The sequence below is a fragment of the Verrucomicrobiota bacterium genome (assembly GCA_027622555.1).
GTDB lineage: Bacteria > Verrucomicrobiota > Verrucomicrobiia > Opitutales > UBA2995 > UBA2995.
The window spans coordinates 14,054-38,429 of the sequence record JAQBYJ010000036.1 but is presented as its reverse complement, the minus strand read 5'-3'; the positions used below and the strand labels follow the sequence as shown (position 1 = coordinate 38,429).

Here is a 24,376-nt window from a genome sequence, read left to right as displayed (position 1 = left end):
AATCGATCTCAGTATTCAGCAATCATTTTACACAGGTTAGTCACTGTTGTTTCCAACTACTAGCGAACCTTCGATTCTCGTAGATACCTGGCCGCCTTTTCAATTTCTGATCGATAACTGGGATTACCAGCCTGGTTCACGTTTTCCTGACCATCGATGAAGTGGTCATACAACTCCTGAGCCAGGACTTTACCGGAAGACGTGTCCTTCCATTCCACATACCGGAAACGGTCGGTCTTTATCGCATAACCCATGACGTTGTTACCTCGCGGATACTGACTCCGGGCGAATGGCCTGACCGATGTTTCCGGATTCTTGAGAATAGACATCAAACTGGTTCCGTCCAGATCGTCAGGAATAGGCAGACCGGCCAAGTCGCAAAGCGTGGGGAAAATGTCCAGCAGCTCGACCAATGATCCCGTCCGTTGTCCGGTGCGGTATCCCGGAGCGGAAATCATAAACGGGACGCGGCAATCCAATTCGAAATTGGTGTGCTTGTGCCAGAGGGAGTGTTCTCCCAATTTGAAACCGTGATCGGACCAAAAGACGATGATGGTGTTCTCACGTAGACCCAAAGTATCCAGGTCGTGCAAAAGATCTCCAAGCAAACTGTCGATATAGCTTACACACGCGTAATATCCATGACGCAGCTCCAGAGTCAGTTCGTCGGGGATATCTCCCTTCTGGGGCACGCCCGAGTAGGAACGCAATTCGCCATTGGTATGCAGGGCGTAATCGGGAACGTCTTTAGGCGGATAGGGATTACCAGGCAGCTTAATCTCTTCTCTGTCGTACAATTCCCAGAACTCTTCTGGTGCATTGAATGGTAGATGGGGCTTAGAAAATCCAACAGCGAGGAAAAAGGACTGCGAACCGGCAGCCAATCGTTTCAGACCTGCACGCGCGTTTTCCATCATGGTTCCGTCACTGTATTCCGAATTCGGATCCGGAGCACACTCAAATGCGGGACCATTTTTCGGACCTCCGAGAGACTTTCCTGCTTTTTCCGCTTTAGCCAATTTCTCCCGATTGAGCGCTTTGGTTTGGCGATTCTCTTCAAGCATGTATTGCTGACCATCACCAAACCGATGAGGCGGTACTGACCACGATCCGGGATCTCCATGGTGACCGTGACCACTGTGGAATATTTTTCCAAATGATTCCGCTACGTAGCCATGCTTACGAAAGTGCTGAGGTATGGTCAGAACATCCGGAGCAGCAATCCTCAGATCTGTATATAAACTGGTTACTCCAATGGTATCGGGAAGCTTACCCGTCATCAGACTGGCTCGTGATGGGTGACAAACCGCCTGCTGGCAGTATGCGCGATCAAAGATCATTCCCTCTCCTGCCAAGCGATCGAAATTTGGAGTGATGACGTGCGTCTGCCCATAGCAATTCAAATCCGTCCGCAAATCGTCTGCCGCGATAAACAGAATGTTAGCTTGTTCGGCCGCTTGGATTTTCTCAACAGAAGAAAACCCCATGGAGGCTGCGATTAGGACACAAAGACAGGAATTGATTTTCATAACGGGGAAGGAGAAAAGTCGCCAAACTCAAACACATTTGAAGGAATAGAACAAGCACTCCGAACACAAATTGGAAATGAGGGGTGTGATTGCTTTTCACTTCGTTGTCAGTCAAGACTTCGGTACAAATGATTTCAGAAACGAAAGTATGGCCAAAGTGTAGGAGCAAATTTATTAGCGACTTGTAAATCAAAAACCTACGGGTCGCGACTAAAGTTGCTTATGTCTCCTACAAAAGGAGGGAAGTGACTTTTTCTGTAGTGAATCAGCCCAAAGAATTCTGTGCGGAAAGACCATCGACTCGCCAATGGGAATTCGTTGGATCCGGTAGCTCAGGTTTTGACACCTTTCAAAATCACTCCCGGAAATTAATGATCAATCAAAACCCTGTGGCAGACCATAGGGTATGAAAGGCTTAAAACATCCCACCAGATGTTTGCTTTCTACTTATCATTTTCACTCTCTCCAAAAGACTGAGCGGACATCCTTAATGGTATGCTCGGCAGCAAGCTACCTCCTACATTTCGTATCGCAAATACAACTGCAGGAGGTAGCTCGCTGCCGATTTCGAATGCTCAAACTTCCTATCAGTCACCGACCCCGCGAAAGAGACCACGGGGAATTACAAGTTAAAAGTGGCCAGGTTCTGATCGAGTGAAACGAGTCTTAGGTGGGACGCTACGGACTCAGAGGGAATGTAAGCCAGTCCGATACAAAATAATTTCGACAGATTTAAGTTTCCGGTTTTTGCCCTTTAATCCTCGGGAGGAATAGACTCGATCCATTGACGAATCAGTTCGGCACCAGACTCATCGATCGTGTTATGATTTCCCAACAATGGCATTTTACCAACGGTAATTGAAGTCATCCGACGATAGATTTCGGATCGGTCAGGATCACCAGGAGCGACCAGTCTGGCTTCATTCGCCGGAATACCTGGCAAGCCTACTAAAGGTCGACCATTGATGAGTCCTGTCCGGTCGTTTGCCAGCCAGTTCAACAACTCAAAAGAGGCTCGACCTCCAAGTCCTGTTTCACGGTGACAGTGAGCACAATTCACATGCAGGTAAGCTCGGGCACGCTCTTCGAGAGGGACCGAGTCGTCGAATACTTGAGGCATGATCGGCAATGTTTCCACCTTGGATATTTGCCTGTTATTCGAAAATGAATATTGGTTCCGAATGGCATCCAGCTGATTCATGTTTCCGCCTCCATGAGCACTGTAATCGAATTCACGATTCAGTTGTGCAAGCGTCAGCCCGAGCACAAACATTCCGCGCTGGGTATGACAAGCGATACATTCGGACCTGGAAGGAAACCGCCAGAGTTGCTTCCCCCCCTTTAACTCGAGCTCAACTTCTTCACCCTGCTCCGGAACTAAATCCGCATCGGTTTGTTTCTCGTTCCATCGGTAAGAAAGGTAGCGCCATTCACCGCCGTCCTTAATCGCAACCTGCGTCTCCACTCGGCGGTTTTCAAGAGAGAAGGTCTGCATTAATAATGATTGCGTTGGCACTCTCCAACGATCGAGGCCAGCGGTTGACCGAATGGCGGCTTCATCACCTTTTTGCAAACCAGCTGGGATCGCCTGGATGAGAATTTCCTCCTCGGGAATAGCCATAAAGCGTTCTGCTTTGGCTCCATCCCAGTATACCGGCAGATTCACTTCGTAGGGTAAAAAGCCTGAAGCGACTTTGTGGTTGGCGGTCGACTCGAAGAGCCCCGTTAAGCTTAGCTTGTCAGGAATGGGTTTCAGATCTCGCACAGGTGACCGCTGCAATCGAAAAATTCCTTTGTCGTAAGCAAGGATTAACAACTCACGATCGGGGTCTTCGCAAAATGCGACAAGCTGACCGCCAAGATCAGCGATCCGTCGCAAGCCAACTACCTGCTCACCTTCCATGGAAAACGCCCAGAGTTTTTGCGTTAAATAACAGCCATAAATATAATGACCCTTCAGTTCAGGAAACTGACTGCCTTGATACCAGACACCGCCAATAACCGAACGTAACACTTGATGGGATTGCTCCACCACTGGTATGGTAAGATTTTTATTGGGTCCGCCTAATGGATTACTCGGACGAAAAGGATGGCTTCCTTCGAATGTACTCCACCCGAAATTCTCTCCTCCTTTGACGCGTTGCACCAATTCCCAATGTTCATCACCGTTGTCTCCTAACCAGATTTCACTCGTGCCAGGTCGAAAACTCATTCGCCAGGGGTTGCGTAAACCATAGGCCCACACTTCGGGGCGAATACCGTCGACCCCGACCCAAGGATTGTCCTGAGGAACTCGGTAGTTCAGCCCCATATTTTTTCCGCTGACATCAATACGAAGAATCGATCCCAAAAGATTATCCGTTTTCTGGCCGACGTTATTTGGATCAGCCGGAGTGCTCCCATCGCCACTTGAAATATAGAGATACCCATCCGGGCCGAAATCGAGGTCACCACCCCGATGCCCTATTGCTTCCCATTCCAGCACTAACTCCTCTTTCCCGGGATCGAGCTTGAGAGGATCAGATGGATCTACCATAAAACGCGTCAACCAATTGTAGCCGGATTCCGCCGTCTCTACTGCAGATCGAACATAGAATTCTGGTGTCTTGGGAAAATCGGGATGAAAGCGCGCTCCAAGCGTCGATCGGTCGCCTTCCACCTTGTAGGGCAACCTTTCGGGAATTCCCAATTTTATCATCAATGTTCGCTCACCTGTAGTTGCGTTCAGCGACCAAATGGCTCCTTCCCGCTCGAGGATGACATAAAACTCACCTTCGATCCCAGGCACAGGAACCATAGCAAGTGGTTGATCCCAAGGAATCTCTCCATGAACGGGTATTGCCTCAAAAGGCAATGGATCCTGATCGGTTCCATCGAGTAAGCTTCCTTCCCACGGAGCGATCTTGGGGAGCAGATCCTCGCGGGTGGCATCAAAAACCATAACCGACACCCACACCGCAGCGATGAGCAACAATGGAAGCAATTTCGTATAAAATATTTTCATCTTTAGGTGTAAAAGGGACAACTCCTGTTCGTGTAGAATTAGGCTTTCCGATTTTCAAGGAAGGAAAAAGATATTACTTCTAACCAATTATAGTTATCAATCTTCCAAGGGCGATAGATTAAACTTTATCATTCAATTTTGGCCAGCTACCACGCAGGGGCTCGTTTCCATGCGCTATGAATCCGAAAAGCCTCAGCTGCTTGCACGCCGCATTGTGCACCTCGAGCTCCCGCTTGTCGAAGCATGACTTCTTCGAGCGGAGAGAAATCGGTACTACTGCCACGGGCTAGCTGGCTTTTGTGGCAGCCCAACATGTCACGTTTTAATTGTAAGCAAGAACTTACATCTACAAAAAATCCGGGTTCAAATCCGTGCATCTCGATCGTGTCCATGAACCAAAGAGCCGGCGGCTTGGTTAGGGGCGAACTCTCTGTAACTTGTCCACCAGAAGCACAAAACCAGGTGGCGGTCTCAGCGATTTTCGATGCGGCCTGGTGGTCGGGATGATAATCGTTCGCTGAATGGCTTATCACCAGTGTCGGTCGAAATACCCGAAATACTTCGGTTAACTTCAGGCGCGCTTCTTTCGTATCCGCCAGTTCACCATCATGAAATCCTGTCCAAAACAATTCTGCACCGAGCATTTCAGCAGCACCTTGCATTTCTCCGTTTCGAACCTCACCAAGATTTGCGATGGGCGGATCGGTCTGCCCCTTGTCTCCACAGCATAGCACACAGATAGCAATATCGGCTTGATCACTTTGTTTGGCGCGAGCCAGAGTACCTGCACACAACAATTCAGCGTCATCAGGATGCGCAACAACAGCTAAGACGCGCTCGTTTTGGAAATTAAGTTTCATCGTGTATATTTCAAAGGGTTACAAAATAATCTGTGGTTGCTTTAGCGTATCTTCATCGGTCACAACTAAGCAGTCCTCATGATCGCGGATATACGTTACGGGATAATCATCACCCGGTGCGCCGAGAACTGCGAGCCGCAAAACTGTGTTCGCCCAATCGAGATCTATCCCGTTCCGGCAATAGAGCCGAATACGTTTTGCCTCCAGAATCTGACGCATGCCAAGCGTTATTCCATACTGGGGGAAGTTCTCCAAATTTCCTCCGACTTGCGAACGGATCGCATTGATCGTTCTGGTAAATTCGTTGAGCTCGACCACGCGAGGATTCGACTCGCGAATGTTTTGGGCTGGCTCGTTATAGGCAACATGACCGTGAATTCCAATCCCTCCATAGGTCGTATCAATTCCTCCCAAATCTGATATTTTTTCTATTAAATTTTGTATATTATTCTGAGCTGGAAAAATGACTTGCTCCGAAGGAGCCCTTAGGTGCTCAACTACACGCTCAGTGAATTCTTTCTCAAAGGTGAAGCGAAAGCTGAGCGGATGATTGGACGACAAGGCTACACCATCGGCGTCACAATGCTCATCCATCATAAAAAACCAACAATTCGCGAGGCTGATATTCTCAGCATTCAATCGATCGGCGAGAATGGGATATTGACCGACTGGCCCCACAGGGAGGATGAGCTTCGTTGGACGGTCATTTTGGTTGTTTCCAATAATTTCCCCGGCAATAGAATCAGCAAAATGTCGGTGAAGGAGGTCTATGTCCTGAACCACTAGAAGCCTTTCGCCTGCTTTCTCCCGCACTTCATCGGAAGACAAATTCAATAAATAGCGTACTTCTTCCGACCGATTCATTCAGGTTCTTTTTTCGTAATCATTTGCCAAGCACGTCACTCATCTTCACCGGCGCTCCGGTATCTACCGATTCCTGAGCCGCTATACACAGTGCAGTTGACCACAACCCGTCCTCGCCCGTCGTCGCGATGGCCCCGCCGTTGCGGATAGCTCGAACGCACATGCCAATCTCTGCTTCCAGTTCGAACAACTCACCGGCGGACTCAGTGATTGGTATATTTTGGACAGTCTCACCGTCTCCGGCTTTAAGAAAGAAGGTGGGACGATCGTCCCGGTCCATTGCACCACTCCAACTTGCCCAAAGAGATCCCTTTGTTCCACTGACTTTGACCATTTGATGATGTTCGAACGACGCAAGCGTCTGCGAAACAACTGCGTAGGCGCCTTCCTCAAACTGCACCATGGCACTGAAATTGTCCTGTAACTCGGGATGGTTAGGTTGACGAGAATTCGCAGTGGCAAAAACCGAAACTGGCTCACCAATGCCTTGAAGGTACCAACGTGCTAAATCGAAAAAGTGAATGGGTTCTTCCAGAATCCAGTTCCCTACCCTGTTAATGTCATAGCGCCAACCACTCGCCCCTTGGCGGTACGGCTTGCGCGAGAGTTCGACCAGCACGTACTGAGGCTGTCCGACAAAGCCGTCATCTATCATCTCCTTCACCTTTCCCCACAGTGAAGAAAGTCGAAGCTCGTGCCCGATGGCTAGGATACAGTCGTTTTCTTTGGCCAGCCTAATCAAATCATCGCATTCTTCGACGGAAAGCCCCATTGGTTTCTCCATCATCAGATGCTTCCCCGCTTTCAAAACGGCGCAGCCTACTTCGTGATGCAAATGACTCGGTAGAACGACATCGACGATGTCTATATCGTCACGTGCGATGAGTTCACGATAATCAGATACGACTCCCGCATCGGGATAGGCGTTCCTGGCAACGCTACACGTTTCTTCGGAACGGGCGGCAATTCCTACCAGCTCCGCACCTTCCGTTTTCTCAATGGCCTTTGCATGGCAAGAGCCCCAAGCCCCGTAGCCTATCAACCCGAATCGAACTGTTTTTGATGAATCCATATTACTATTACCTCATTTATTTTTGAGATTAGTCCAATTAAACTCCTCGACGCAAGCATCGGGGCATTACAAGTTTAGGTGACTCACGCATTATGAATAATCCGACCAACCCCAACGAAAAATGGTACTCCGGAATTTCCCGCTACCAATGGATCGTGCTAATCATCGCATCGCTCGGTTGGGTTTTTGATGTTTTCGAAGGACAAATCTTTGTGGCCAGTATGCGCGAGGCTATGCCATCGTTGGTACCTGAATCGACGAGCAGCGGCCAAATCGCCCTTTACAATAATATAGCCCTGGCCTCCTTCCTTTTGGGCGGCGCCCTAGGCGGCATTTTCTTTGGGATGCTCAGCGATCGAATTGGCCGCAAGAAGACCATGACGATAACCATTGTCTTCTACAGTCTATTTACCTGCGTATCCGCATTTTCACAACAATGGTGGCATCTGGCAGGCTTGCGCTTTTTCGTCGCGATGGGAGTCGGCGGAGAATGGGCCGTTGCAAGCACACTGGTTGCCGAAGTATTTCCAAAAAAAGCGAGAGCTCACGTTGGTGGGATTTTTCATGCATCCAGCGTTCTGGGAAGTTATCTCGCCGTCGCCGCAGGGACCTTTCTAATCGGGAACACCGCCGTTCATGCCTGGGCAGCGAGCTCGGAAATGAATTGGGTTACCAGTTTTATGGATCCGCTGTCCCTTCCGTGGCGCCTTGGATTCGCGCTCGGGATACTTCCAGCATTACTTATCATCTGGATTCGAAAGAGCCTGCGCGAACCCGATAGCTGGATCGCTGCTCGCAAACAGGCAGCCGAAGAACCGGAACAACGCATGGGTGCCATTAGCGATTTGTTCAAAGGAGTGCTTTTGCGGAGAACCTTAATCGGGGTCACCCTGGCCACGATCGGCCTCGCCACTTTTTGGGGATCGCACATTTACGGAAAAGATATTTTCCGCAATGCAGTCGAACAAAAGATCCTGGCCGCTGACGCCTCAGTAGAATACTCCGCACCCCTTACGCTAGAAGACCAAACAGAATTGCTCGCACAAAATGCGGCGTCCCTGAAGCGGTGGGAAATGCTTGGTATGTTTATAGTTACCACAGGCGGAGGTATTGGCCTGCTCTGCTTTGGCCCCATCAGTCAAAGGCGAGGTCGGCGCTTCGCATTCCTCTTTTTCCATGTCGGAGGATTGGTAAGCGCACTCCTGCTATTCCTGGTTCCCTTGGGTGTCGGCTCCCTCTACGTAATTCTGCCTATTTTCGGATTTCTAACCCTTGGCATGCACGCCGGCTATGCCATCTACTTCCCCGAGCTCTACCCCACTCGCCTACGAGCCACGGGAACTGGATTCTGTTTTAATAGCGGTCGCATCCTCGCAGCACCCGTCCTGTTCATCAGCGGTTGGATGCAAAAGGACTGGGGCTTCACGCTCACCACCGCAGCTGCCACTCTGAGCCTCCTCTTTCTTCTAGGCATAGCGGTACTGCCGTTCTGTCCGGAAACCCGAGGGCGCGAACTGGAGGAGTAGTAGAGTTTCCGTAGATCGATACGATTCAGATTTCCTAAGATTAATTTCCGCTGATGTCTGGGGCGGAGTTGGTAGGTTTGTTGACGACGAAAAGAATAACCCCAACAAGGACGTACTGTATGAAACCAAAAATGATCCACTTGATGAGAAGACCTTCTGGAAGAGGAGCAACTGCGTGGTGCATTACATTATAGCCGATATTAGCGATTCCCATGAAAACACCAAGAGCGATGGCGCATTGGATTCCCGCACCACCAAGCGAAATCCGTGCCCAAAGCATGGTAAATGCTAGGGCGACCAGCAAATTGCTGATCATGATGCCTGACATGGAAATTTCAGACCTCCAGATGGTTCCCATGCCCGGTTCGTAGTCGTTCTGGAGGAGGACTCCATGGATGAGATAGTTGGTGGCAGAAATGACTACGAAGGAGGCGATGAGACCGATAATGATTCGTTTTGGATTCATATAATTGAGTGGTGATTGATGTTGATAATCTTCTGAGGGAGATGGATTAGATCACGAAGATAACGCTTTGTCCAGCTTGAGCAATTAGAGGAAAAGGAAGGGATCTCAACTGCCACCAATATTTAGAGTTGTTGATAGTCATAGTTAGGTTTGGAGACACTCCCCCGCGATCGATCATTGACAGTCGAATCGTCGCCCGACTCTCTTTGGAATCTATGGCGGCAAAATTGAGTAGGGATGAAATTAGGGCGAGCGAACTGTGCGATGCGATTTCGTTTATCGCTCAAAAAGGATGGGCCCCAGGCACCGGTGGTAATTTCAGTGTAGTCATCAACGAACGCCCGTTGAAATTGTTGGTAACGATGAGTGGAGTGGACAAACACACAGTGACCTCGAAGGAACTGCTCTTGGTAAACCGATCAGGCAAAGTCATTGAAGGGGTCGCAAACCCTTCCGCAGAAACGCTCCTACACACAACCATTGCCCGATTAACCGGGGCGACGTGTATTCTTCATACCCACACGGTCTGGAACACAGTGATTTCCATCCGTGAGAGCGGTTCAATCTTGAGGTTGACCGGCTTCGAAATGTTAAAGGGACTCCAGGGAGTAAAGTCGCATCAGCATGAAGAACTCGTCCCGGTTTTTGAGAATTCCCAAGACATCCCTGCGTTAGCACGAAAAGTCAGTGCTCGCCTTCGGAAGCAGCCGAACATGCATGGATTTCTGCTAAGCGGACATGGTTTGTATACCTGGGGAAAAAGTGTGGCTGAGGCACGTCGCCATGTTGAAATTTTTGAATTTTTATTTGAAGTATACGGTCGCCTCCAGGGAGATCTCGCTTTACACATCGGTCAAAATTGCTAGCGTCAGGACATGGCATTGCTAAGAATACCCAAAGAAGATCTGGTCCTTTCTGAAAGGGAGGAAATCCAGAATAGGCTTAAAACTATTGGCATCGATTACGGCATATGGAAGACCGATCACGAGCTGTCTGAGAATCCATCGAATGAAGAAATCCTGGAGGCATATGCTCCGGATATTGAGCGCGCAAAAGAGGAGGGTGGTTACATGACTGCAGACGTCATCGCAGTGCAGTCGGACACACCGGGATTGGACGCCATGCTGGCAAAATTCAGCAGTGAACACTGGCACGATGAAGACGAAGTTCGTTTCATCATCGATGGAACCGGTGTGTTCCATTTTAATCCGGGAGACGACCAACCGGTGACGGCATTGGAAGTCACCGCTGGAGATTACATTCGCGTACCGCGCGGAACGCTTCACTGGTTCGATCTCTGTCAAGACCGCACAATCAAGGCGATTCGTTTGTTTCAGGATCCTTCAGGTTGGACGCCGCGCTATTCGGAGAGCGGAAAAGAAGCGAGCTTTCTGGAAGTATGCCTAGGTCCCACGTTCATTAGTTCCAACTAAGGAGTGTGAGTTCACCCCTCGAAATTGCCAGGGTCGTCCTGCTCGACATTGAAGGGACTACGACGCCAATCGATTTTGTCTACAAGACTTTGTTCCCATTTGCACGAGAGAGGATGGAGCGATTTGTAGTTGATCATATTGCACATCCTGAAGTCGAAACTGCGATCGCACTGTTGGAAGCGGATCACACGATAGAACCGGATACCGATAAACCGGATTGGGGTCGAACCCCAGAGAGGATTGCGCATTTTTCACTCTGGCTAATGGATCGGGATCGTAAATCGACAGGATTGAAAGCGCTTCAAGGTTTGATTTGGAAAGATGGCTATGGAACCGGCGAATTAAAGGCGACCCTCTATGACGATGTGGAACCGGCGATCCGGCGATGGGCTGAGGCAGGCAAGCGAGTATGCATCTATTCCTCAGGCAGCGTTCTGGCACAGAAACTCCTCTTTAGTCACACCACCTTTGGCAACTTGACCAACAAGCTCTCCGCTTACTTTGACACCACAACCGGACCGAAGCGTGAGTCTGAAAGTTATCGCAGCATTGCCGCGCAACTTGGAGTAGACTCTCATAAAATCTTTTTCCTATCGGACATCGTTCCCGAGCTGGACGCCGCCACCGAGGCCGGTTTGGATGTCGGCTTAGTCGTTCGAGATGATCCACCGGACAATCCAAGCAGCTATCAGGTCTTTAGAAATTTCGAAAATTTGTAGATTACCGAGTCGAATGAAAGTGAAGCATTCATCCGGGTTCCACCAGGCGGGAGGCTATTAGTCTGACTAGCCCACCTACACTCCTGATTCCAATTCAGACCATTATAAGAATTGACTTCGGCGTATGAAAACGTGAATCCTAACTCATCTTTCTAGAGCGTAGTTTGTGGAAGATATTATACACCAAAGGCGAATTTTATGAACAACCCCGATAACACACAGATTGTATGGACAGGTCGTTCGCCGAGCTTGATTGGCTAGTTTACAGCTTACTAGTTTAAATGAAGGTTGCCGCGAACGATACGATTTCGCGGCTTTTTTGTAGCCGCATTTTCACCGTTTGGATCTACATCAAGCGATGATAGATTTCACTAGCGCACATGAAGGCATGCCTTCCAGAGCAATCCATTTTCAGTCACTACTTTTATTAAAATGAATACAGATTTAATTTCACTAGGTTGGAACGAAACATTTCAACTTCATTTCGAAGCTATCAAGCAACCAAACCTGATTCCAGCAAGGCTCACACGTGAAAATCGGGGTCAATATATAATCCATTCGGGTGACAAAGAAAGGGTAGCCCGTCTGAGCGGAACGGTCAGGAAGAAAATGCAATCAAACGGCCTACAACCCATCGTGGGCGATTGGTTACTTGTTGAACCCAATCCGGTAAGTCCGGAATACGACATTCGTCATATCCTACCGCGAACAAGTCTTTTCGAACGCCAGGTGGCAGGTAAAGCCTCAGACTTTCAGTCGGTAGCCGCCAACTTTGATTACCTGTTTCTTCTGAGTGGATTGGATGGGGACTTTAATATAAATCGTATACAGCGTTATTTGAGCTTAGCCTGGAATTGTAATGCTCAGCCCGTTTTGATTTTAAATAAAATGGATCTGGTAGGTGACCTACAACCACTCCTTGCCGAAGCCAGAGAAGTAGCCCGAGACATTCCAATAAAAGCAATTAGCGCAATCGATCCTTCGAGCTTGAATTGCCTCGCTGAATTTTTCGGAGAAGGAAAGACCATTGCTCTACTTGGCTCTTCGGGTGTGGGAAAGTCATCCCTGATAAATGCGCTGCTCGGTGAAGAACGATTGGCGACTCAAGCAGTTCGCGACGAAGACAGTCGCGGACGCCACACTACGACCTGGAGGGAACTTGTTAAGACACCCAATGGGACTTTGCTTATCGACTTACCCGGGATGCGTGAGATGCAACTGACAGACGAAAGTAAAGGAATCAGTATAACCTTTTCAGACATTGAAAAGCTCGCCAAAACCTGTCGTTTCAGGAATTGCCAGCACACCGGAGAACCTGGATGCGCAATTGAAAAAGCCATCGATAACGGAATCTTGGATATTGATCGATATGAACAGTTTTTAAAGCTCAGTTTCGAAAATGCCCAGGTCCGAAAACGACGGGCCGCAAAGAAACAGCCAAAAAACCTTACCCAACAACAAAGACTGGATAAGGAAGAGTATTTTAAAGAAATCCATATCCAACTTCGAAAGAATGCCAAAGACCAAAGAAAGTTTTTCAACGACTAGGACTCCGGGACCATTGAATGCAAAAATCTTCATAGTAATCCCAGTCTTAATCGCAATTTTTGTAGCAACAATCACCTTGTTGAAAGCGGATAGAGAAAAGAATCGTGGTCTCACTTTCGGTTACTACGGCGACTTTAATGCAATCGTTCAATCCCTCGAACAGATGCCAGACATCGAAGTAGTTAAGGCGGGGGCAAATCATGATATCTTCCTTAAAAAATCGGGAGCCCAAAATATATAGAAATTGACACGTAGTATCATTATGATACTACCTCTTTATGCCAAAGAAAATCCGAGAACTTATATCCGCCCTTAAGAAGCGGGGATTTGTGGATAGAGGCGGAAAAGGAAGCCTCAGGAATTTTATACATGATCAAGGAATTCGAATAACCATTTCAGGACAGCCCGGTAGTGATGCAAAACGCTACCAAGAGCGGGCTGTAGATGAAGCTATAAGGAAAGTGAAAAATGAAAAAAAGAAGTGATGCCTACCTGAAGGTAGTGGAATGGAGTGAAGAGGACCAATGCTACATCGGGACTTCACCAGGTCTTATGCTTGGAGGTGTTCATGGGGCCACAGAAAACAAAGTATACGAAGAGTTATGCCAGGTGATTGACGAATGGGTGAACCAGTCTGATGCCAACGAAATTCCTCTTCCTGCTGATACTGCAGACAAAAAGTATAGTGGTAAATTTGTGATTCGAGTTGGAGAGAATACCCACAAAGCCCTTTCAATTCGAGCAATGCAAAAAGGTGAAAGCTTGAACTCATATTGCAAGAACGTTTTGGAAAAGAGCGGGGTGTGAATTAAGAATTACAACAACAGAAATGAGAAAACTCCGACTACTCCTGTATATAAGTTTAGATTCTAAGAATCAAGATCGTTAACAATCGGAAAGGATACCAGGACATCTTAAAAAGTGGAGACAAGCCGCTTTCTTTAAATCCGTGATACACCAGGACCAAGACAAAAAAGTGACATCATTGGCGATCTAAGCCGAACTTGCTCTCGCAATTTTGCTGTCCCATAAAGGATCGAAACAAAGATGATTGAATCCTTAGGGTTACTTTGAACATTAATGGCTTTCATTCCAATGCGGCTCCATGGTAACCCTATAACTCATATGACTCATCCCGCCTCAGAGTTGGAAAATAGCTGGTTCACCGTAGACATCCTGGATGACTCCTCCTTTGGTATCGGTGAGTATGGGCAGTGGATGAAAATTCATTCCTATTTGTTTATTGGGGATGAAAGAGCGGCGCTGGTTGATACCGGTCTCGGGGTGGGAAATATACGAACCATTGTCGATGCACTCACGAAATTACCCGTGGATGTCGTAACAACCCATGCTCACTGGGATCACACCGGAGGTCATCATTTATTCGAACGGTTTTCGGCCCACATTCTGGAACGCGACTGGATTGAGGACCGTGCCGATAAATACATTAAAAAGATCGGCCACTATTTAGTGAAAGAACCGTTTACCCAAGAACCTCCACCTGAGTTCGACCTAGAAAAATATAGACCGTTTCACGCGAAGGTAGAATCACTTCACTCGGATGGAGATGTCATTGAACTAGGAGGACGTCAGCTGGAAATCATCCACACGCCCGGTCATTCTCCGGGCCATGTATCCATCTTTGAAAAAAGAACTGGCTATTTGGTGACCGCTGATCTGCTTTACCGAGGCGTGCTTTTGGGAGGCTTGCAACATTCTGATCCAGAGGATTACCGCCGTTCACTGCACCGACTAAAAAAACTCCCCCACATCGGGAAACTGCTACCGGGCCACGGCCGACTGGATATTGACAACGATTTCCTGGATGAAGCAGTTGACGCGTTCGAAGAGCTCGCCGAAAAGGGTCTGCTCAAAAAAGGATCAGGCCTCCATGAGTTTAAGCGGTTGAAGGTGTCGCTTTAGAAAACAAGTATCATTCACTTTTTCTGTAGGAAGCTGCTTTAGCTGCGATTCGATTAACAAAGTGCCAACCTGGGGCTTGGCGTTCCCAGGAGAATCGCAGCTAAAGCAGCTTACATTTGGGAATCCAAAACTGTTCAAGAATGAGTATCCTAATTCACCAGTTTACAATCTGGCTCAACCGCTTTCCGATTTCCTCAGGAGTCCATCCGCCTTCTTCATTACTATCTGCTCCATGACTGGTCATCATGCGGTAGGAGAAAATGTGTTTTCCATGAATTCCAAACGTCATTCCACTGATGTCCTTGGCTTCATCGCTCGCGAGAAAAGCCACCATGGGAGAAATCGTTTCGGGGCCGATATCGTGATCGCCTGTCTCAGCTTTTTCTTTGAGTTGTGGAAGGTCGGTCAACATCCGTGTCATAGCCACAGGTGAGATGGCGTTCACATTGATGTGGTACTTCGCCAGCTCCCAGGAGGCGATTCGGGAGAGCATGTGAATGCCAGATTTTGCAGCTCCATAATTCGACTGTCCAAAGTTACCCAAAAGTCCCGAGGTGGATGAAGTATTGATAATCCGTCCGCCTTTACCCTGGTCGCGCATGACACGGCCGGCGGCTCTCAAGCAGGTGAATGTTCCGCGAAGGTGCACATTGATCACATCATCCCATTCGTCGTCAGTCATGTTCAGGATGGTGCGGTCTCTCAAGATGCCGGCGTTATTGACCAGGATGTCTATGCTGCCAAACGCATCTACCGCCGATTGAATTATTTTGTCTGCATTCTCACTTGATCCAACCGCATCTTTGTTCGCCACGGCTTCTCCGCCCGCATCCAGAATTTCCTGCACGACCAGATCCGCCGCATCACTGGATTCGGAACCGTCCCGGTTACAGCCCGGATCATTCACCAACACTTTTGCACCCAACTTTGCAAACAGGTGAGCATGTGAACGACCGATTCCCCCACCCGCTCCGGTGATAACTGCAATTTTTCCTTCGAGTAGTCTCATGATCTTTCTTGTGTTGAATTTTTCTCCTTCTGATAGGTAAGATTTTTCTGACCGTTCGGAATTTTAACTCATTGGTAAGCTTCAAAAGCAACTTCTAATTCAATCGCATGAACACTCAGGAAAGTTTTTCACTCACAAACAAACACGCCCTCGTAACCGGTGCCACCCGCGGAATTGGCTTGGCCATTGCAGAAGGTTTTCTGCAGTCGGGTGCCAAGGTCACTATTTGTGGCCGAAAAGAATCCGGCTTGCAGGAAGCACTCGCTCACTTGTCCGATTATGGCGATCAGGTATTTGGGACCACCGCTCACGTCGGAAAAGCAGAAGCCATAGAAAAGTTAATTGAGGAAGCCGAAGCAAAATTCGGAACCATCGATATTCTGGTAAACAACGCCGGGACAAATCCTTACTGGGGACCGATTGTCGATTCAGAAGATTGGGCCTGGGAAAAAACCATGGACGTAAATCTGACCGGACCCTATCGACTTTCGAAAGTCGCCGCCAAAAAAATGATCGCCAACGGCGGTGGATCCATAATCAACATCGCATCCATCGCCGGTTTATCCGCTTCGACCAATCAAGGTATTTATTGTGTTACGAAAGCAGCCCTTATCATGCTGACCAAAGCAATGGCCAAAGAGCTGGGTAAAGACAAAGTTCGGGTTAATTGCATTTGCCCGGGTGTCATCCGGACCCAACTGGCCACCTTTCTTAACGAAGAAGGAATAGAAGAAAAGATATCCTCGATGAAAGCGCTTCGTCGTATCGGAACAACCGACGAATTAGTGGGCGCTGCGGTTTATCTGGCATCAGAGGCGAGTAGCTTTACGACGGGCGCCACACTTCAAATCGATGGCGGGATGGTGATTTAGGACACTTCACCTGAAGGCGTGGTCTTACTAGTATCCGTTTCCGGCGGTAGAGCAGGAATGCTCTCGCCCTACCATTTTGACTGGTAACGGTAGGGCTACCTGCGTCCTCGCAGTGCCGGTTTCTTACCGTGGTCCCATCACTCCACACAAAGGAGGCTCCCATTCGAGTTCTTTGTGTTGGGCGATCATCTTATCTATTTTGATTCCCAATTCGGTGGGAAACGGCACAGGTTTCCGCAAAAGCAAATCAACGCTCGTACCTACCACTTCATAGGTTGCTGATAATCCCTTCTGAGTTTTATTCCACAGGAAATTCATCACATGAAAACGCTTTTCGTTCCTCGCGATAAATCGACTATACACTTCAATCTGGTGGCCGATACGCACTTCCCGTAGATAGCGAATGTGGGTTTCCATGGCGAACCTTCCCAATTGGCTATCATTGATGTGGTCAAGGCCGAAGCCCAATTGGCTATACAGTCCCAGCATCGCTTCACTGAAAAAGTGCGAATACCAGCTCACATTCATGTGGCCCATCACATCCATATAACTTTCCGGAACCTCCGCTTCCAAGGTCTTCGGAAGTTTCGTCAGATCAACGTCCGGAAATTCAGCCATGCTGTTCGATTAATCGGAAACGTGAACCAGTTGCTTCCCGATATTGTCCCCATGGAAAAGACCGATAAATGCCTTGGGTGCATTTTCGAGTCCTTCGATGACGTTTTCCCGGTACTTAATTTTCCCGGAACCAACCCACTCGGTAAGATCCTTCATCGCCTCTGGAAAGCGGTCATAATAATCAAAAACCAGGAAGCCCTGGATGGTGGCCCGCTTGGGGATCAGATTCCATAAAAATCTCGGCCCCATTTCAGCCTCTTCTGAATTATACATCGAAATCTGGCCGCAAATGGCGATATGAGAATTGAGAGCCAGCAGTGGAAATACGGCATCAGTGATAGGTCCACCCACGTTATCAAAATAACCGTTGATGCCATCGGGACAATGTTTCGCCAAATCTTTGACCAAGTGTTCCGATGTTTTGTAATTGATTCCCGCATCGAATCCGAGTTCTTCCGTGATCCACTTCACCTTCTCATCGCTGCCTGCGATCCCGACCACCCGGCAGCCTTTGATTTTAGCAATCTGTCCGACTACTGAGCCAACCGCGCCAGCAGCACCGGATACGACGATAGTATCGCCTTCCTTCGCTTTACATACGTCAAGCAGTCCAAAGTATGCTGTTTCGCCGACCATTCCCAGGACGTGTAAGCCAGTGGAGATCGGAGCAGAAGTAACATCGATTCTTCGAAGTCCTTTTCCATCACAAATGGCATATTCCTGCCAACCAAGACGGGCTGCAACGATGGCACCGGCATGATACTTTGAATTTCTCGATCCTTCAACACGCGCAACAATTTCCCCGGTCATCACCTCGCCGATGCCAACCGGATCAGCGTAGGATTTTCGATCACTCATACGACCGCGCATATAGGGGTCTACCGATAGGTATAAAGTCTTCAATAGAACTTCTCCTTCTTCTATATCTCGAAGCACTTCTTCCTCCAAACGGAAATCACTTTCCGATACCATGCCTTCCGGACGGGAGGCTAAAACTATTTTTCGATTAACGATGGCCATATTTTTTCCAAATTAATTGCACAACTCAAACAAGCCAGCAGCACCTTGGCCGCCACCGATGCACATCGTAACAACTCCATAACGCGTGCCCCTTCTTTGCATCTCGTTGCCTATGGTGCCTACAAGACGAGAACCCGTCATTCCAAAAGGATGACCGATTGAAATGGACCCACCGTTCACATTCAGCCGGTCCATCGGAATACCCAACTGGTCGCGACAGTAAATAACCTGAACCGCAAATGCTTCATTCAGCTCCCACAATCCTATGTCGTCCACGGTGAGACCATGACGTTTCAACAATTTTGGAACGGCAAACACAGGACCAATTCCCATCTCATCGGGTTCACAACCCGCCACGGCAAATCCACGAAAGGCAATCTTGGGCTTAAGACCCAAGGCTTCCGCTTTTTCACGGGACATTAATAAGTTTACCGAAGCTCCGTCAGACATCTGGGAGGCGTTTCCCGGAGTGACACTACCGTTTCCACTTTCTTTATCAAAATAGGGCTTAAGACCGAGCAGGCCTTCAAGTGTGGTGTCAGGGCGGTTGCATTCGTCACGAACCAAATCATGTTCTTCAGTTCCGGCTACTTCCCCGGTCGCTTTGTCGAGGATCGCCCGAGTCACGTGCATGGGCGCAAGTTCTTCATCCAGCAGGCCATCTTGTTGAGCTTTGGCTGTACGTTGCTGGCTTGCCAGTGAGTATTCGTCCTGTTCTTGGCGAGAAATGTTATAGCGTTTGGCAACCACTTCGGCCGTGTCGCCCATTACCATATAGATACCAGGAAAATTTTCCATCACCCATGGATTTGGTTCAGACCTTTTCCTTGGAATTTGGGTAATACTCTCGACTCCTCCTCCTATCGCCACGTCCGCGCCCTCTATCATGATATGATGCGCTGCCATCGCAACCGCCTGTAGCCCTGATGAGCAAAAGCGGTTAACCGTCGTCGCAGCCACACTTCTTGGAAGTCCGGAACGAACCGCGGCCACACGAGCCACATTATTTCCTTGGTTTCCTTCCGGAGTTGCACATCCTATAATCACGTCCTCGATCTCTGCTGGATCAAGACCAGGTGCCTTTTCAAGGCAGCTGTTAATACAGTGGGCGAGTATGTCATCTGGGCGAGTCATATTCAATGATCCGCGGAAGGATTTGGCTAATGGGGTACGTGCTGTGGCTACTAATACGACTTCTTTCATAGTATCCGCGTTTTTACCGACCGTTCGGTAGAATTCAAGCTTGAAGTTTCACAAAACTAAATAAACATGGATCATTCAAGTTCACTTCTACCCCGGCAATTCGCCTAAAAGATTAAATTCCAGCATCCATGCCAGCCACACCTGCAGTTTCCAAAGAGCCACCTTCAAGCAACTCCGAAAAACGAGCTGCCCAAATCTTTCGCGTCGCTGCCGAGCTCATTCAAGAGAAAGGCTATGATGCGACCTCGATGAACGATATCGCGAAGAAATTGAAGCTTACGAAAGCAGGCCTCTATTACTACATCAACGGCAAGAACGACCTGTTGTACTCCATCATTAAGTTCGGTATGCAAAACCTGGAAGATCATGTCATTGCGCCGTGCCGCGAAATCGCGGATCCAGAAGAACGACTCCGTCAAATTATTGAAAGACATACTGTGCTAATAATGGATTTAGGCGGTGCCTTAACCATACTGTCAGACGAAGTCCAAAGCTTACCAGCGGCCAATCGAAAAAAAATCACCGATTTAAAACGTGGTTACCTGGAATTCGTGCGCAAAACACTAAATGAGTTAAAAGCCCAGAAGAAGATGTGCTCGTTAAACGCTGATATTGCAGCCATGAATTTATTTGCCGTCATTCTCGGCGTGGCACGCTGGTACAACCCAAAGAAGGGTTGGACCAGTAAACGCATTTCCAAAGAAGCCTCAAAATTTATTATGGGAGCGGTATTGAAATGAAAGGGGAGATTCTGAGATTCCAAGATTCTGAGCTTCGCTCGAAGACAACAACATCGGCCATAAAACCGGAAAGAATCCTGCCTCATTTCCCCCATTCATCAAAAATAGTTAAAACTAAGCATCTTCGAAACTAATTAACCATGAACATCCTCGTTTGTCTAAAACAGATTCTGGATCCCGAAGTGCCGGTGCGCGATTTCGCTATCGATAGTTCGGGCTTAAAAGCTAACCCGGCTTGCGCGAACCAGGTCACCAACATTTTTTGTGAAAATGCCTTGGAAACTGCATTAAAGTTGAAGGATCTTGGTGAAGGAAAAATAACCGTTCTGTCGTTTGGTCCAGATTCCATTGAAGACACCTTGAGAAAGGGATTGGCCATGAAAGCGGACGAGGCGTTCATGGTGCTGAATAATTCTGGTCAACTCCCGGATTCAGCCGTCACAGCCAAAGTGCTGGCCGCAGCCATCCGGAAAATGGAGCCTTTCGATCTCATCCTTGTCGGTCGAGAGTCCGGCGATTGGGGAGCGGGTCAAACAGGCGGCATTCTAGCAGAAGAACTGGGACTTCCTTTTACGGCCTTTGTCGATGAGGTTTCGCAAGACGGCACCGATCAACTGATCTTCCGCCAGCAAACTGATTCAGGTTGGCAAAAGTTCTCAAGCCCCAAACCGTCCGTAGCTTCGATAACCAACAGTGACCACAACCTACCTCGCATTCCCAAAACAAGGGACATCATCATGGCGAACCGCAAGGAAGTGACCAGTTGGTCTCTTGAAGACGTGGGGATGTCGTCCGAAGAACTCTCAGCCAATCACCTAAAGGCCCGTGTCCGACAACTCTCGATTCCTGAACAGAAAAGTAACTGCGAGTTTATCGAGGGAGATTCCATGGAAGAAAAAATACAAAAACTGGCGCACAAAATTGCCGCAATCGCACGATCTGTTTAGAAAGCCATGAGTGAGGAAAATTCAATTATTTTAACGGCTGTTCTTACATCTGAGCTAGACTCAGGAACGGCAGGTTTATTAGGAGCGGGTCAACGCCTCTCACGCGACAGCGGTTGTGAACATGTTGTGGTGGCCTGCGGAGGTACCGATAGTGCATTTATCGCTCAACTGAGTAAGCATGCGGACCGTGTCATCACCGCTGATTCAACAGAGCTTTCCAGCGGACACCCAGAAGTATGGTTAAACTACATTGCCAGGGTTGGCGCTGAACAAAAGCCAGAAGCCATTCTCTTGGCAAACGATACCGCGAGCCAGGAGATCACGCCGCGCTTGGCCCATCGACTGGGAGGCTCATCGATCGGAGACGCACAGGCCGTCAATTCTATAGATGGAAGCATTCGTGTTACCCGCTCCGTTTATGGCGGCAAGGCAGTCGCGGAAATCGAACTCACAGCCAGCCCGGCGGTCGTTTGGGTTCGAGCACAGTCGATGGATCCTGCTGAAGCCAAAGATACTTCAGGAACGATTGTCTCAACGAGTCTGGATACCCTTCCTGTTTCTTTGACTCAGCTTGTAGAAACTCATGAAGAAGAAACAGAGGGCCAACGACTTGAAGAAGCACAAATCATTGTGTCCGGCGGTCGTGGTCTCGGTGGGCCTGAACCGTTTGAAGATCTCGTTGCCCTGGCAAAAGTATTGAAGGCACAAAACTCCGCTTCCCGAGCAGCCTGCGATCTGGGTTGGGTACCTCACTCGTGGCAGGTTGGCCAAACGGGCAAAAAGGTGGCACCACAACTTTATCTGGCGGTGGCGATTTCAGGCGCGAGTCAGCACATGATGGGCATTGCCGACTCAAAAGCAATTGCTGCGATAAATACGGATCCAGATGCCCCCATTTTTAAACACTGCAAATTTGGATTGGTAGAGGATTACAAAAACGTAATTGGACCTTTAAAAGAGAAACTGACCGAGCTTCTGAAATGAATTCTGCTGAAGCAACGCGCGAAGTCCTTTGGAATATTTCCTATGGATGGATCATGTACGCGTTGCTTGTTCCAACGGCGGCAATCGGCTTTTACGGAGTTTGGCGGCGTTATAAATCCTGGAAACAGGGGCTGCCGGCAGAGGGACGCCTGGACCGTCCGGCGGAGCGATTGAAGCATCTCTGGAATCATGCATTACTGCAAAGGCGGAATCTTCGTCAGCGCTATGCAGGAATCTTCCACGCGATGATCTTTTGGGGATTCATTACCCTCACTATGGCCACAACGGTGGTGATGATCGATCACGACTTCGGAATCCCGATTATGCGCGGTGCATTTTACCTGTATTTTCAATCGTTGTTTGTAGATGTCCTCGGACTCCTGGCCTTAATCGGAGTTGGACTGGCCGGCTACCGACGTTGGAAAACCAAGCCTGCCAAATTGGTTTATACGGACGAGGCTTCATGGATTTTGATAGGTGGTGGAGTCATACTCGCAACAGGATTTCTCTTGGAAGGCTGGCGCATTGTTGTGACCCAAGATCCATGGGGAGCCTGGTCACCGGTAGGCTACGCGACAGGAGCGGTGTTTGCCAAATTCTTCAGCGTCGAAATGTTAAGCCAGCTGCACTTATTGTGTTGGTGGTTTCACCTGGTTCTTGTTTTTGCGTTTATGGCCTGGGCGCCCTACACCAAGATGCTGCATCCCCTCACTTCGGCACTGAATATCTACGCCGCTAACCTTGGGCCTGTTGGAGGCTCCTTGAAGACGATTGATTTCGATACGGCCGAGAGTTTTGGCGTAAACCAGTTGAAGCAATTTACCTGGAAGGATTTGCTTGATTTGGATGCCTGCACCGAGTGCGGCCGCTGCACGGACGCCTGTCCCGCCAATACGGTTGGCAAGAAGCTATCTCCACGCGATATCATATTGGACTTACGGGGCTGGTTACACAAAGGAACGAACGGCGATTTCAGTTTAATCGGATCGACCGATGCCTTGCAATCCGATCGACTTTTCGAATGCACCAGCTGTGCCGCCTGCGTGGAGGCTTGCCCGGTTTCCATCGAACAATTACCAAAGATTGTCGACATGCGGCGTTATCAAGTGATGGAGGAAGCCGAGTTTCCTGAAACGATGCAGGCCGCCGTTAACTCAATGGAAGAGCGTCAGCATCCATACACAGGAACCCAATTTTCACGGTCGGACTGGATGGAAGAATTGGACATTCCACACGCTAGTGAAATCGATGATGCGGAAATCCTAGTGTGGGCGGGATGCGGAACCTCTCTGGTTGAACGTAATCAGAAGTCCATTCGCTCCCTGGCCCAACTGTTGAAAAAAGCCGGAGTTAAGTTCTCAGTCCTGGGACGCGATGAAAAATGCACCGGCGATGTGGCACGCCGTATCGGCAATGAGTTTCTTTTCGAATCTCTAGCCAAGGAAAACATCGAAAGTTTCAAGAAGCACAAGGTAAAGAAAGTGGTCACCGCTTGTCCCCATTGTTTTAATACCTTCCGCAATGAGTATCCTCAGCTCGGGGCCGATTTTGAAACCTTTCATCACAGCGAATTCTTGGGAGAACTACTAAAGTCGGGCCGTCTGAAGATTACCGAGGCTTCCGAACGTAAGATCACTTTTCATGATCCTTGTTATTTGAGCCGACACAATGGAATAACTGACGAACCTCGAGACCTATTGAAGGGCACCAGCTCCGAGCCAATGACAGAGCTCCGACGGAATAAGAAGAACAGTTTTTGCTGCGGTGGAGGCGGAGGAATGAGCTTTGTCGATGAACCGGCGGACAAACGTGTAAACCGCGAACGCGCAGAAGAGATTTTGGAAACTGATGTCGATACCGTTGCGGTAGGTTGCCCCTTTTGCACCACCATGATGGAAGACGGCATCAACGCAACCAAAGGCGATCGTAAGATCGAAGTCAAAGAGCTTGCCGAGCTTTTGAACGAAGTCACCTCCTAGAAAGATGAACTTTGAAAGAAACATTTAAAAACCTTCAATAATCAATTACACCCAATATAT

At 48.6% G+C, this 24,376-nt stretch carries 24 protein-coding genes; 14 read left to right on the top strand and 10 right to left on the bottom strand.

The window, feature by feature from the left end; translation table 11 throughout:
- Positions 1-59: 59 nt before the first annotated feature.
- The 5 genes from O3C43_11450 to O3C43_11430 all read right to left on the bottom strand — a co-directional run bounded on the left by O3C43_11450 (position 60) and on the right by O3C43_11430 (position 7,329).
- Positions 60-1,529, bottom strand: coding sequence for a sulfatase (locus tag O3C43_11450; protein MDA1067109.1), 1,470 nt, complete (start codon positions 1,527-1,529; stop codon positions 60-62).
- A 754-nt stretch (positions 1,530-2,283) separates the two neighbouring features.
- Positions 2,284-4,533 (bottom strand): PQQ-dependent sugar dehydrogenase, encoded by a 2,250-nt coding sequence (locus O3C43_11445; protein MDA1067108.1) that lies wholly within the window; start codon positions 4,531-4,533, stop codon positions 2,284-2,286.
- A gap of 146 nt (positions 4,534-4,679) precedes the next feature.
- Complete coding sequence (locus O3C43_11440; protein ID MDA1067107.1) at positions 4,680-5,393, bottom strand: PIG-L family deacetylase; 714 nt, start codon at positions 5,391-5,393, stop codon at positions 4,680-4,682.
- An 18-nt stretch (positions 5,394-5,411) separates the two neighbouring features.
- Positions 5,412-6,257: a hypothetical protein gene (locus O3C43_11435; GenBank protein MDA1067106.1), complete on the bottom strand. Its 846-nt coding sequence runs from the start codon at positions 6,255-6,257 to the stop codon at positions 5,412-5,414.
- A 19-nt stretch (positions 6,258-6,276) separates the two neighbouring features.
- Complete coding sequence (locus tag O3C43_11430; protein MDA1067105.1) at positions 6,277-7,329, bottom strand: Gfo/Idh/MocA family oxidoreductase; 1,053 nt, start codon at positions 7,327-7,329, stop codon at positions 6,277-6,279.
- A gap of 92 nt (positions 7,330-7,421) precedes the next feature.
- Between O3C43_11430 and O3C43_11425 the strand changes: the two genes are divergently transcribed.
- A complete protein-coding gene (locus O3C43_11425; GenBank protein ID MDA1067104.1) occupies positions 7,422-8,855 on the top strand; it encodes an MFS transporter in 1,434 nt (477 codons plus the stop codon).
- Between the two features lie 40 nt (positions 8,856-8,895).
- Here the strand turns inward: O3C43_11425 and O3C43_11420 are convergent, their stop codons facing one another.
- A complete protein-coding gene (locus tag O3C43_11420; protein ID MDA1067103.1) occupies positions 8,896-9,321 on the bottom strand; it encodes a hypothetical protein in 426 nt (141 codons plus the stop codon).
- A gap of 215 nt (positions 9,322-9,536) precedes the next feature.
- Between O3C43_11420 and mtnB the strand changes: the two genes are divergently transcribed.
- The 8 genes from mtnB (at position 9,537) to O3C43_11380 (ending at position 14,944) form a co-directional block, all read left to right on the top strand.
- Positions 9,537-10,187: a methylthioribulose 1-phosphate dehydratase gene (gene mtnB / locus O3C43_11415; protein MDA1067102.1), complete on the top strand. Its 651-nt coding sequence runs from the start codon at positions 9,537-9,539 to the stop codon at positions 10,185-10,187.
- A gap of 9 nt (positions 10,188-10,196) precedes the next feature.
- Positions 10,197-10,754, top strand: coding sequence for a cupin domain-containing protein (locus tag O3C43_11410; GenBank protein MDA1067101.1), 558 nt, complete (start codon positions 10,197-10,199; stop codon positions 10,752-10,754).
- Between the two features lie 5 nt (positions 10,755-10,759).
- Positions 10,760-11,473 (top strand): acireductone synthase, encoded by a 714-nt coding sequence (gene mtnC / locus O3C43_11405; protein MDA1067100.1) that lies wholly within the window; start codon positions 10,760-10,762, stop codon positions 11,471-11,473.
- Between the two features lie 432 nt (positions 11,474-11,905).
- Positions 11,906-13,021 (top strand): ribosome small subunit-dependent GTPase A, encoded by a 1,116-nt coding sequence (gene rsgA, locus O3C43_11400; protein ID MDA1067099.1) that lies wholly within the window; start codon positions 11,906-11,908, stop codon positions 13,019-13,021.
- Complete coding sequence (locus O3C43_11395; protein ID MDA1067098.1) at positions 12,987-13,262, top strand: hypothetical protein; 276 nt, start codon at positions 12,987-12,989, stop codon at positions 13,260-13,262. The genes rsgA and O3C43_11395 overlap by 35 nt, the downstream gene beginning before the upstream one ends.
- A 37-nt stretch (positions 13,263-13,299) precedes the next feature.
- On the top strand, positions 13,300-13,506 hold the full coding sequence (locus O3C43_11390; protein ID MDA1067097.1) for a type II toxin-antitoxin system HicA family toxin: 207 nt from the start codon (positions 13,300-13,302) through the stop codon (positions 13,504-13,506).
- On the top strand, positions 13,490-13,828 hold the full coding sequence (locus tag O3C43_11385) for a toxin-antitoxin system HicB family antitoxin (protein ID MDA1067096.1): 339 nt from the start codon (positions 13,490-13,492) through the stop codon (positions 13,826-13,828). Before O3C43_11390 ends, O3C43_11385 begins: the two co-directional genes overlap by 17 nt.
- Positions 13,829-14,146: 318 nt before the next feature.
- Complete coding sequence (locus O3C43_11380) at positions 14,147-14,944, top strand: MBL fold metallo-hydrolase (protein ID MDA1067095.1); 798 nt, start codon at positions 14,147-14,149, stop codon at positions 14,942-14,944.
- A 154-nt stretch (positions 14,945-15,098) separates the two neighbouring features.
- On the opposite strand, the gene O3C43_11375 is transcribed toward O3C43_11380, so the two are convergent.
- On the bottom strand, positions 15,099-15,953 hold the full coding sequence (locus O3C43_11375) for an SDR family NAD(P)-dependent oxidoreductase (protein ID MDA1067094.1): 855 nt from the start codon (positions 15,951-15,953) through the stop codon (positions 15,099-15,101).
- 107 nt (positions 15,954-16,060) lie between these two features.
- On the opposite strand from O3C43_11375, the gene O3C43_11370 reads away from it, so the two are divergent.
- Positions 16,061-16,825: an SDR family oxidoreductase gene (locus tag O3C43_11370; GenBank protein MDA1067093.1), complete on the top strand. Its 765-nt coding sequence runs from the start codon at positions 16,061-16,063 to the stop codon at positions 16,823-16,825.
- Positions 16,826-16,948: 123 nt separating this feature from the next.
- Here the strand turns inward: O3C43_11370 and O3C43_11365 are convergent, their stop codons facing one another.
- Genes O3C43_11365 through O3C43_11355 form a run of 3 tightly spaced genes read right to left on the bottom strand, consistent with a single transcriptional unit; the run spans position 16,949 to position 19,666 of the window.
- Complete coding sequence (locus tag O3C43_11365; GenBank protein ID MDA1067092.1) at positions 16,949-17,443, bottom strand: thioesterase family protein; 495 nt, start codon at positions 17,441-17,443, stop codon at positions 16,949-16,951.
- A gap of 9 nt (positions 17,444-17,452) precedes the next feature.
- A complete protein-coding gene (locus O3C43_11360; protein MDA1067091.1) occupies positions 17,453-18,463 on the bottom strand; it encodes an NADP-dependent oxidoreductase in 1,011 nt (336 codons plus the stop codon).
- 12 nt (positions 18,464-18,475) lie between these two features.
- Positions 18,476-19,666: an acetyl-CoA C-acyltransferase gene (locus tag O3C43_11355; GenBank protein MDA1067090.1), complete on the bottom strand. Its 1,191-nt coding sequence runs from the start codon at positions 19,664-19,666 to the stop codon at positions 18,476-18,478.
- A gap of 128 nt (positions 19,667-19,794) precedes the next feature.
- Between O3C43_11355 and O3C43_11350 the strand changes: the two genes are divergently transcribed.
- From O3C43_11350 to O3C43_11335, 4 genes are all read left to right on the top strand, one after another.
- Complete coding sequence (locus O3C43_11350; protein MDA1067089.1) at positions 19,795-20,406, top strand: TetR/AcrR family transcriptional regulator; 612 nt, start codon at positions 19,795-19,797, stop codon at positions 20,404-20,406.
- A 140-nt stretch (positions 20,407-20,546) separates the two neighbouring features.
- Positions 20,547-21,353, top strand: coding sequence for an electron transfer flavoprotein subunit beta/FixA family protein (locus tag O3C43_11345; GenBank protein ID MDA1067088.1), 807 nt, complete (start codon positions 20,547-20,549; stop codon positions 21,351-21,353).
- Positions 21,354-21,359: 6 nt separating this feature from the next.
- Complete coding sequence (locus O3C43_11340) at positions 21,360-22,337, top strand: electron transfer flavoprotein subunit alpha/FixB family protein (protein ID MDA1067087.1); 978 nt, start codon at positions 21,360-21,362, stop codon at positions 22,335-22,337.
- On the top strand, positions 22,334-24,316 hold the full coding sequence (locus O3C43_11335; protein MDA1067086.1) for a (Fe-S)-binding protein: 1,983 nt from the start codon (positions 22,334-22,336) through the stop codon (positions 24,314-24,316). Before O3C43_11340 ends, O3C43_11335 begins: the two co-directional genes overlap by 4 nt.
- The last annotated feature ends 60 nt before the right edge of the window (positions 24,317-24,376 follow it).

Excerpts from the sequence above, each read along its gene's own strand:
- O3C43_11365 (MDA1067092.1), bottom strand. The coding sequence starts at position 17,443 with ATGGCTGAATTTCCGGACGTTGATCTGACGAAACTTCCGAAGACCTTG.
- O3C43_11340 (MDA1067087.1), top strand. The coding sequence starts at position 21,360 with ATGAGTGAGGAAAATTCAATTATTTTAACGGCTGTTCTTACATCTGAG.
- O3C43_11380 (MDA1067095.1), top strand. The coding sequence starts at position 14,147 with ATGACTCATCCCGCCTCAGAGTTGGAAAATAGCTGGTTCACCGTAGAC.
- rsgA (MDA1067099.1), top strand. The coding sequence starts at position 11,906 with ATGAATACAGATTTAATTTCACTAGGTTGGAACGAAACATTTCAACTT.
- O3C43_11370 (MDA1067093.1), top strand. The coding sequence starts at position 16,061 with ATGAACACTCAGGAAAGTTTTTCACTCACAAACAAACACGCCCTCGTA.
- mtnB (MDA1067102.1), top strand. The coding sequence starts at position 9,537 with ATGGCGGCAAAATTGAGTAGGGATGAAATTAGGGCGAGCGAACTGTGC.
- O3C43_11375 (MDA1067094.1), bottom strand. The coding sequence starts at position 15,953 with ATGAGACTACTCGAAGGAAAAATTGCAGTTATCACCGGAGCGGGTGGG.
- O3C43_11445 (MDA1067108.1), bottom strand. The coding sequence starts at position 4,533 with ATGAAAATATTTTATACGAAATTGCTTCCATTGTTGCTCATCGCTGCG.
- O3C43_11345 (MDA1067088.1), top strand. The coding sequence starts at position 20,547 with ATGAACATCCTCGTTTGTCTAAAACAGATTCTGGATCCCGAAGTGCCG.
- O3C43_11385 (MDA1067096.1), top strand. The coding sequence starts at position 13,490 with ATGAAAAAAAGAAGTGATGCCTACCTGAAGGTAGTGGAATGGAGTGAA.
- O3C43_11420 (MDA1067103.1), bottom strand. The coding sequence starts at position 9,321 with ATGAATCCAAAACGAATCATTATCGGTCTCATCGCCTCCTTCGTAGTC.
- O3C43_11430 (MDA1067105.1), bottom strand. The coding sequence starts at position 7,329 with ATGGATTCATCAAAAACAGTTCGATTCGGGTTGATAGGCTACGGGGCT.
- O3C43_11335 (MDA1067086.1), top strand. The coding sequence starts at position 22,334 with ATGAATTCTGCTGAAGCAACGCGCGAAGTCCTTTGGAATATTTCCTAT.
- O3C43_11450 (MDA1067109.1), bottom strand. The coding sequence starts at position 1,529 with ATGAAAATCAATTCCTGTCTTTGTGTCCTAATCGCAGCCTCCATGGGG.
- O3C43_11410 (MDA1067101.1), top strand. The coding sequence starts at position 10,197 with ATGGCATTGCTAAGAATACCCAAAGAAGATCTGGTCCTTTCTGAAAGG.
- O3C43_11390 (MDA1067097.1), top strand. The coding sequence starts at position 13,300 with ATGCCAAAGAAAATCCGAGAACTTATATCCGCCCTTAAGAAGCGGGGA.
- O3C43_11360 (MDA1067091.1), bottom strand. The coding sequence starts at position 18,463 with ATGGCCATCGTTAATCGAAAAATAGTTTTAGCCTCCCGTCCGGAAGGC.
- O3C43_11435 (MDA1067106.1), bottom strand. The coding sequence starts at position 6,257 with ATGAATCGGTCGGAAGAAGTACGCTATTTATTGAATTTGTCTTCCGAT.
- O3C43_11425 (MDA1067104.1), top strand. The coding sequence starts at position 7,422 with ATGAATAATCCGACCAACCCCAACGAAAAATGGTACTCCGGAATTTCC.
- O3C43_11350 (MDA1067089.1), top strand. The coding sequence starts at position 19,795 with ATGCCAGCCACACCTGCAGTTTCCAAAGAGCCACCTTCAAGCAACTCC.
- O3C43_11355 (MDA1067090.1), bottom strand. The coding sequence starts at position 19,666 with ATGAAAGAAGTCGTATTAGTAGCCACAGCACGTACCCCATTAGCCAAA.
- O3C43_11440 (MDA1067107.1), bottom strand. The coding sequence starts at position 5,393 with ATGAAACTTAATTTCCAAAACGAGCGCGTCTTAGCTGTTGTTGCGCAT.
- O3C43_11395 (MDA1067098.1), top strand. The coding sequence starts at position 12,987 with ATGCCAAAGACCAAAGAAAGTTTTTCAACGACTAGGACTCCGGGACCA.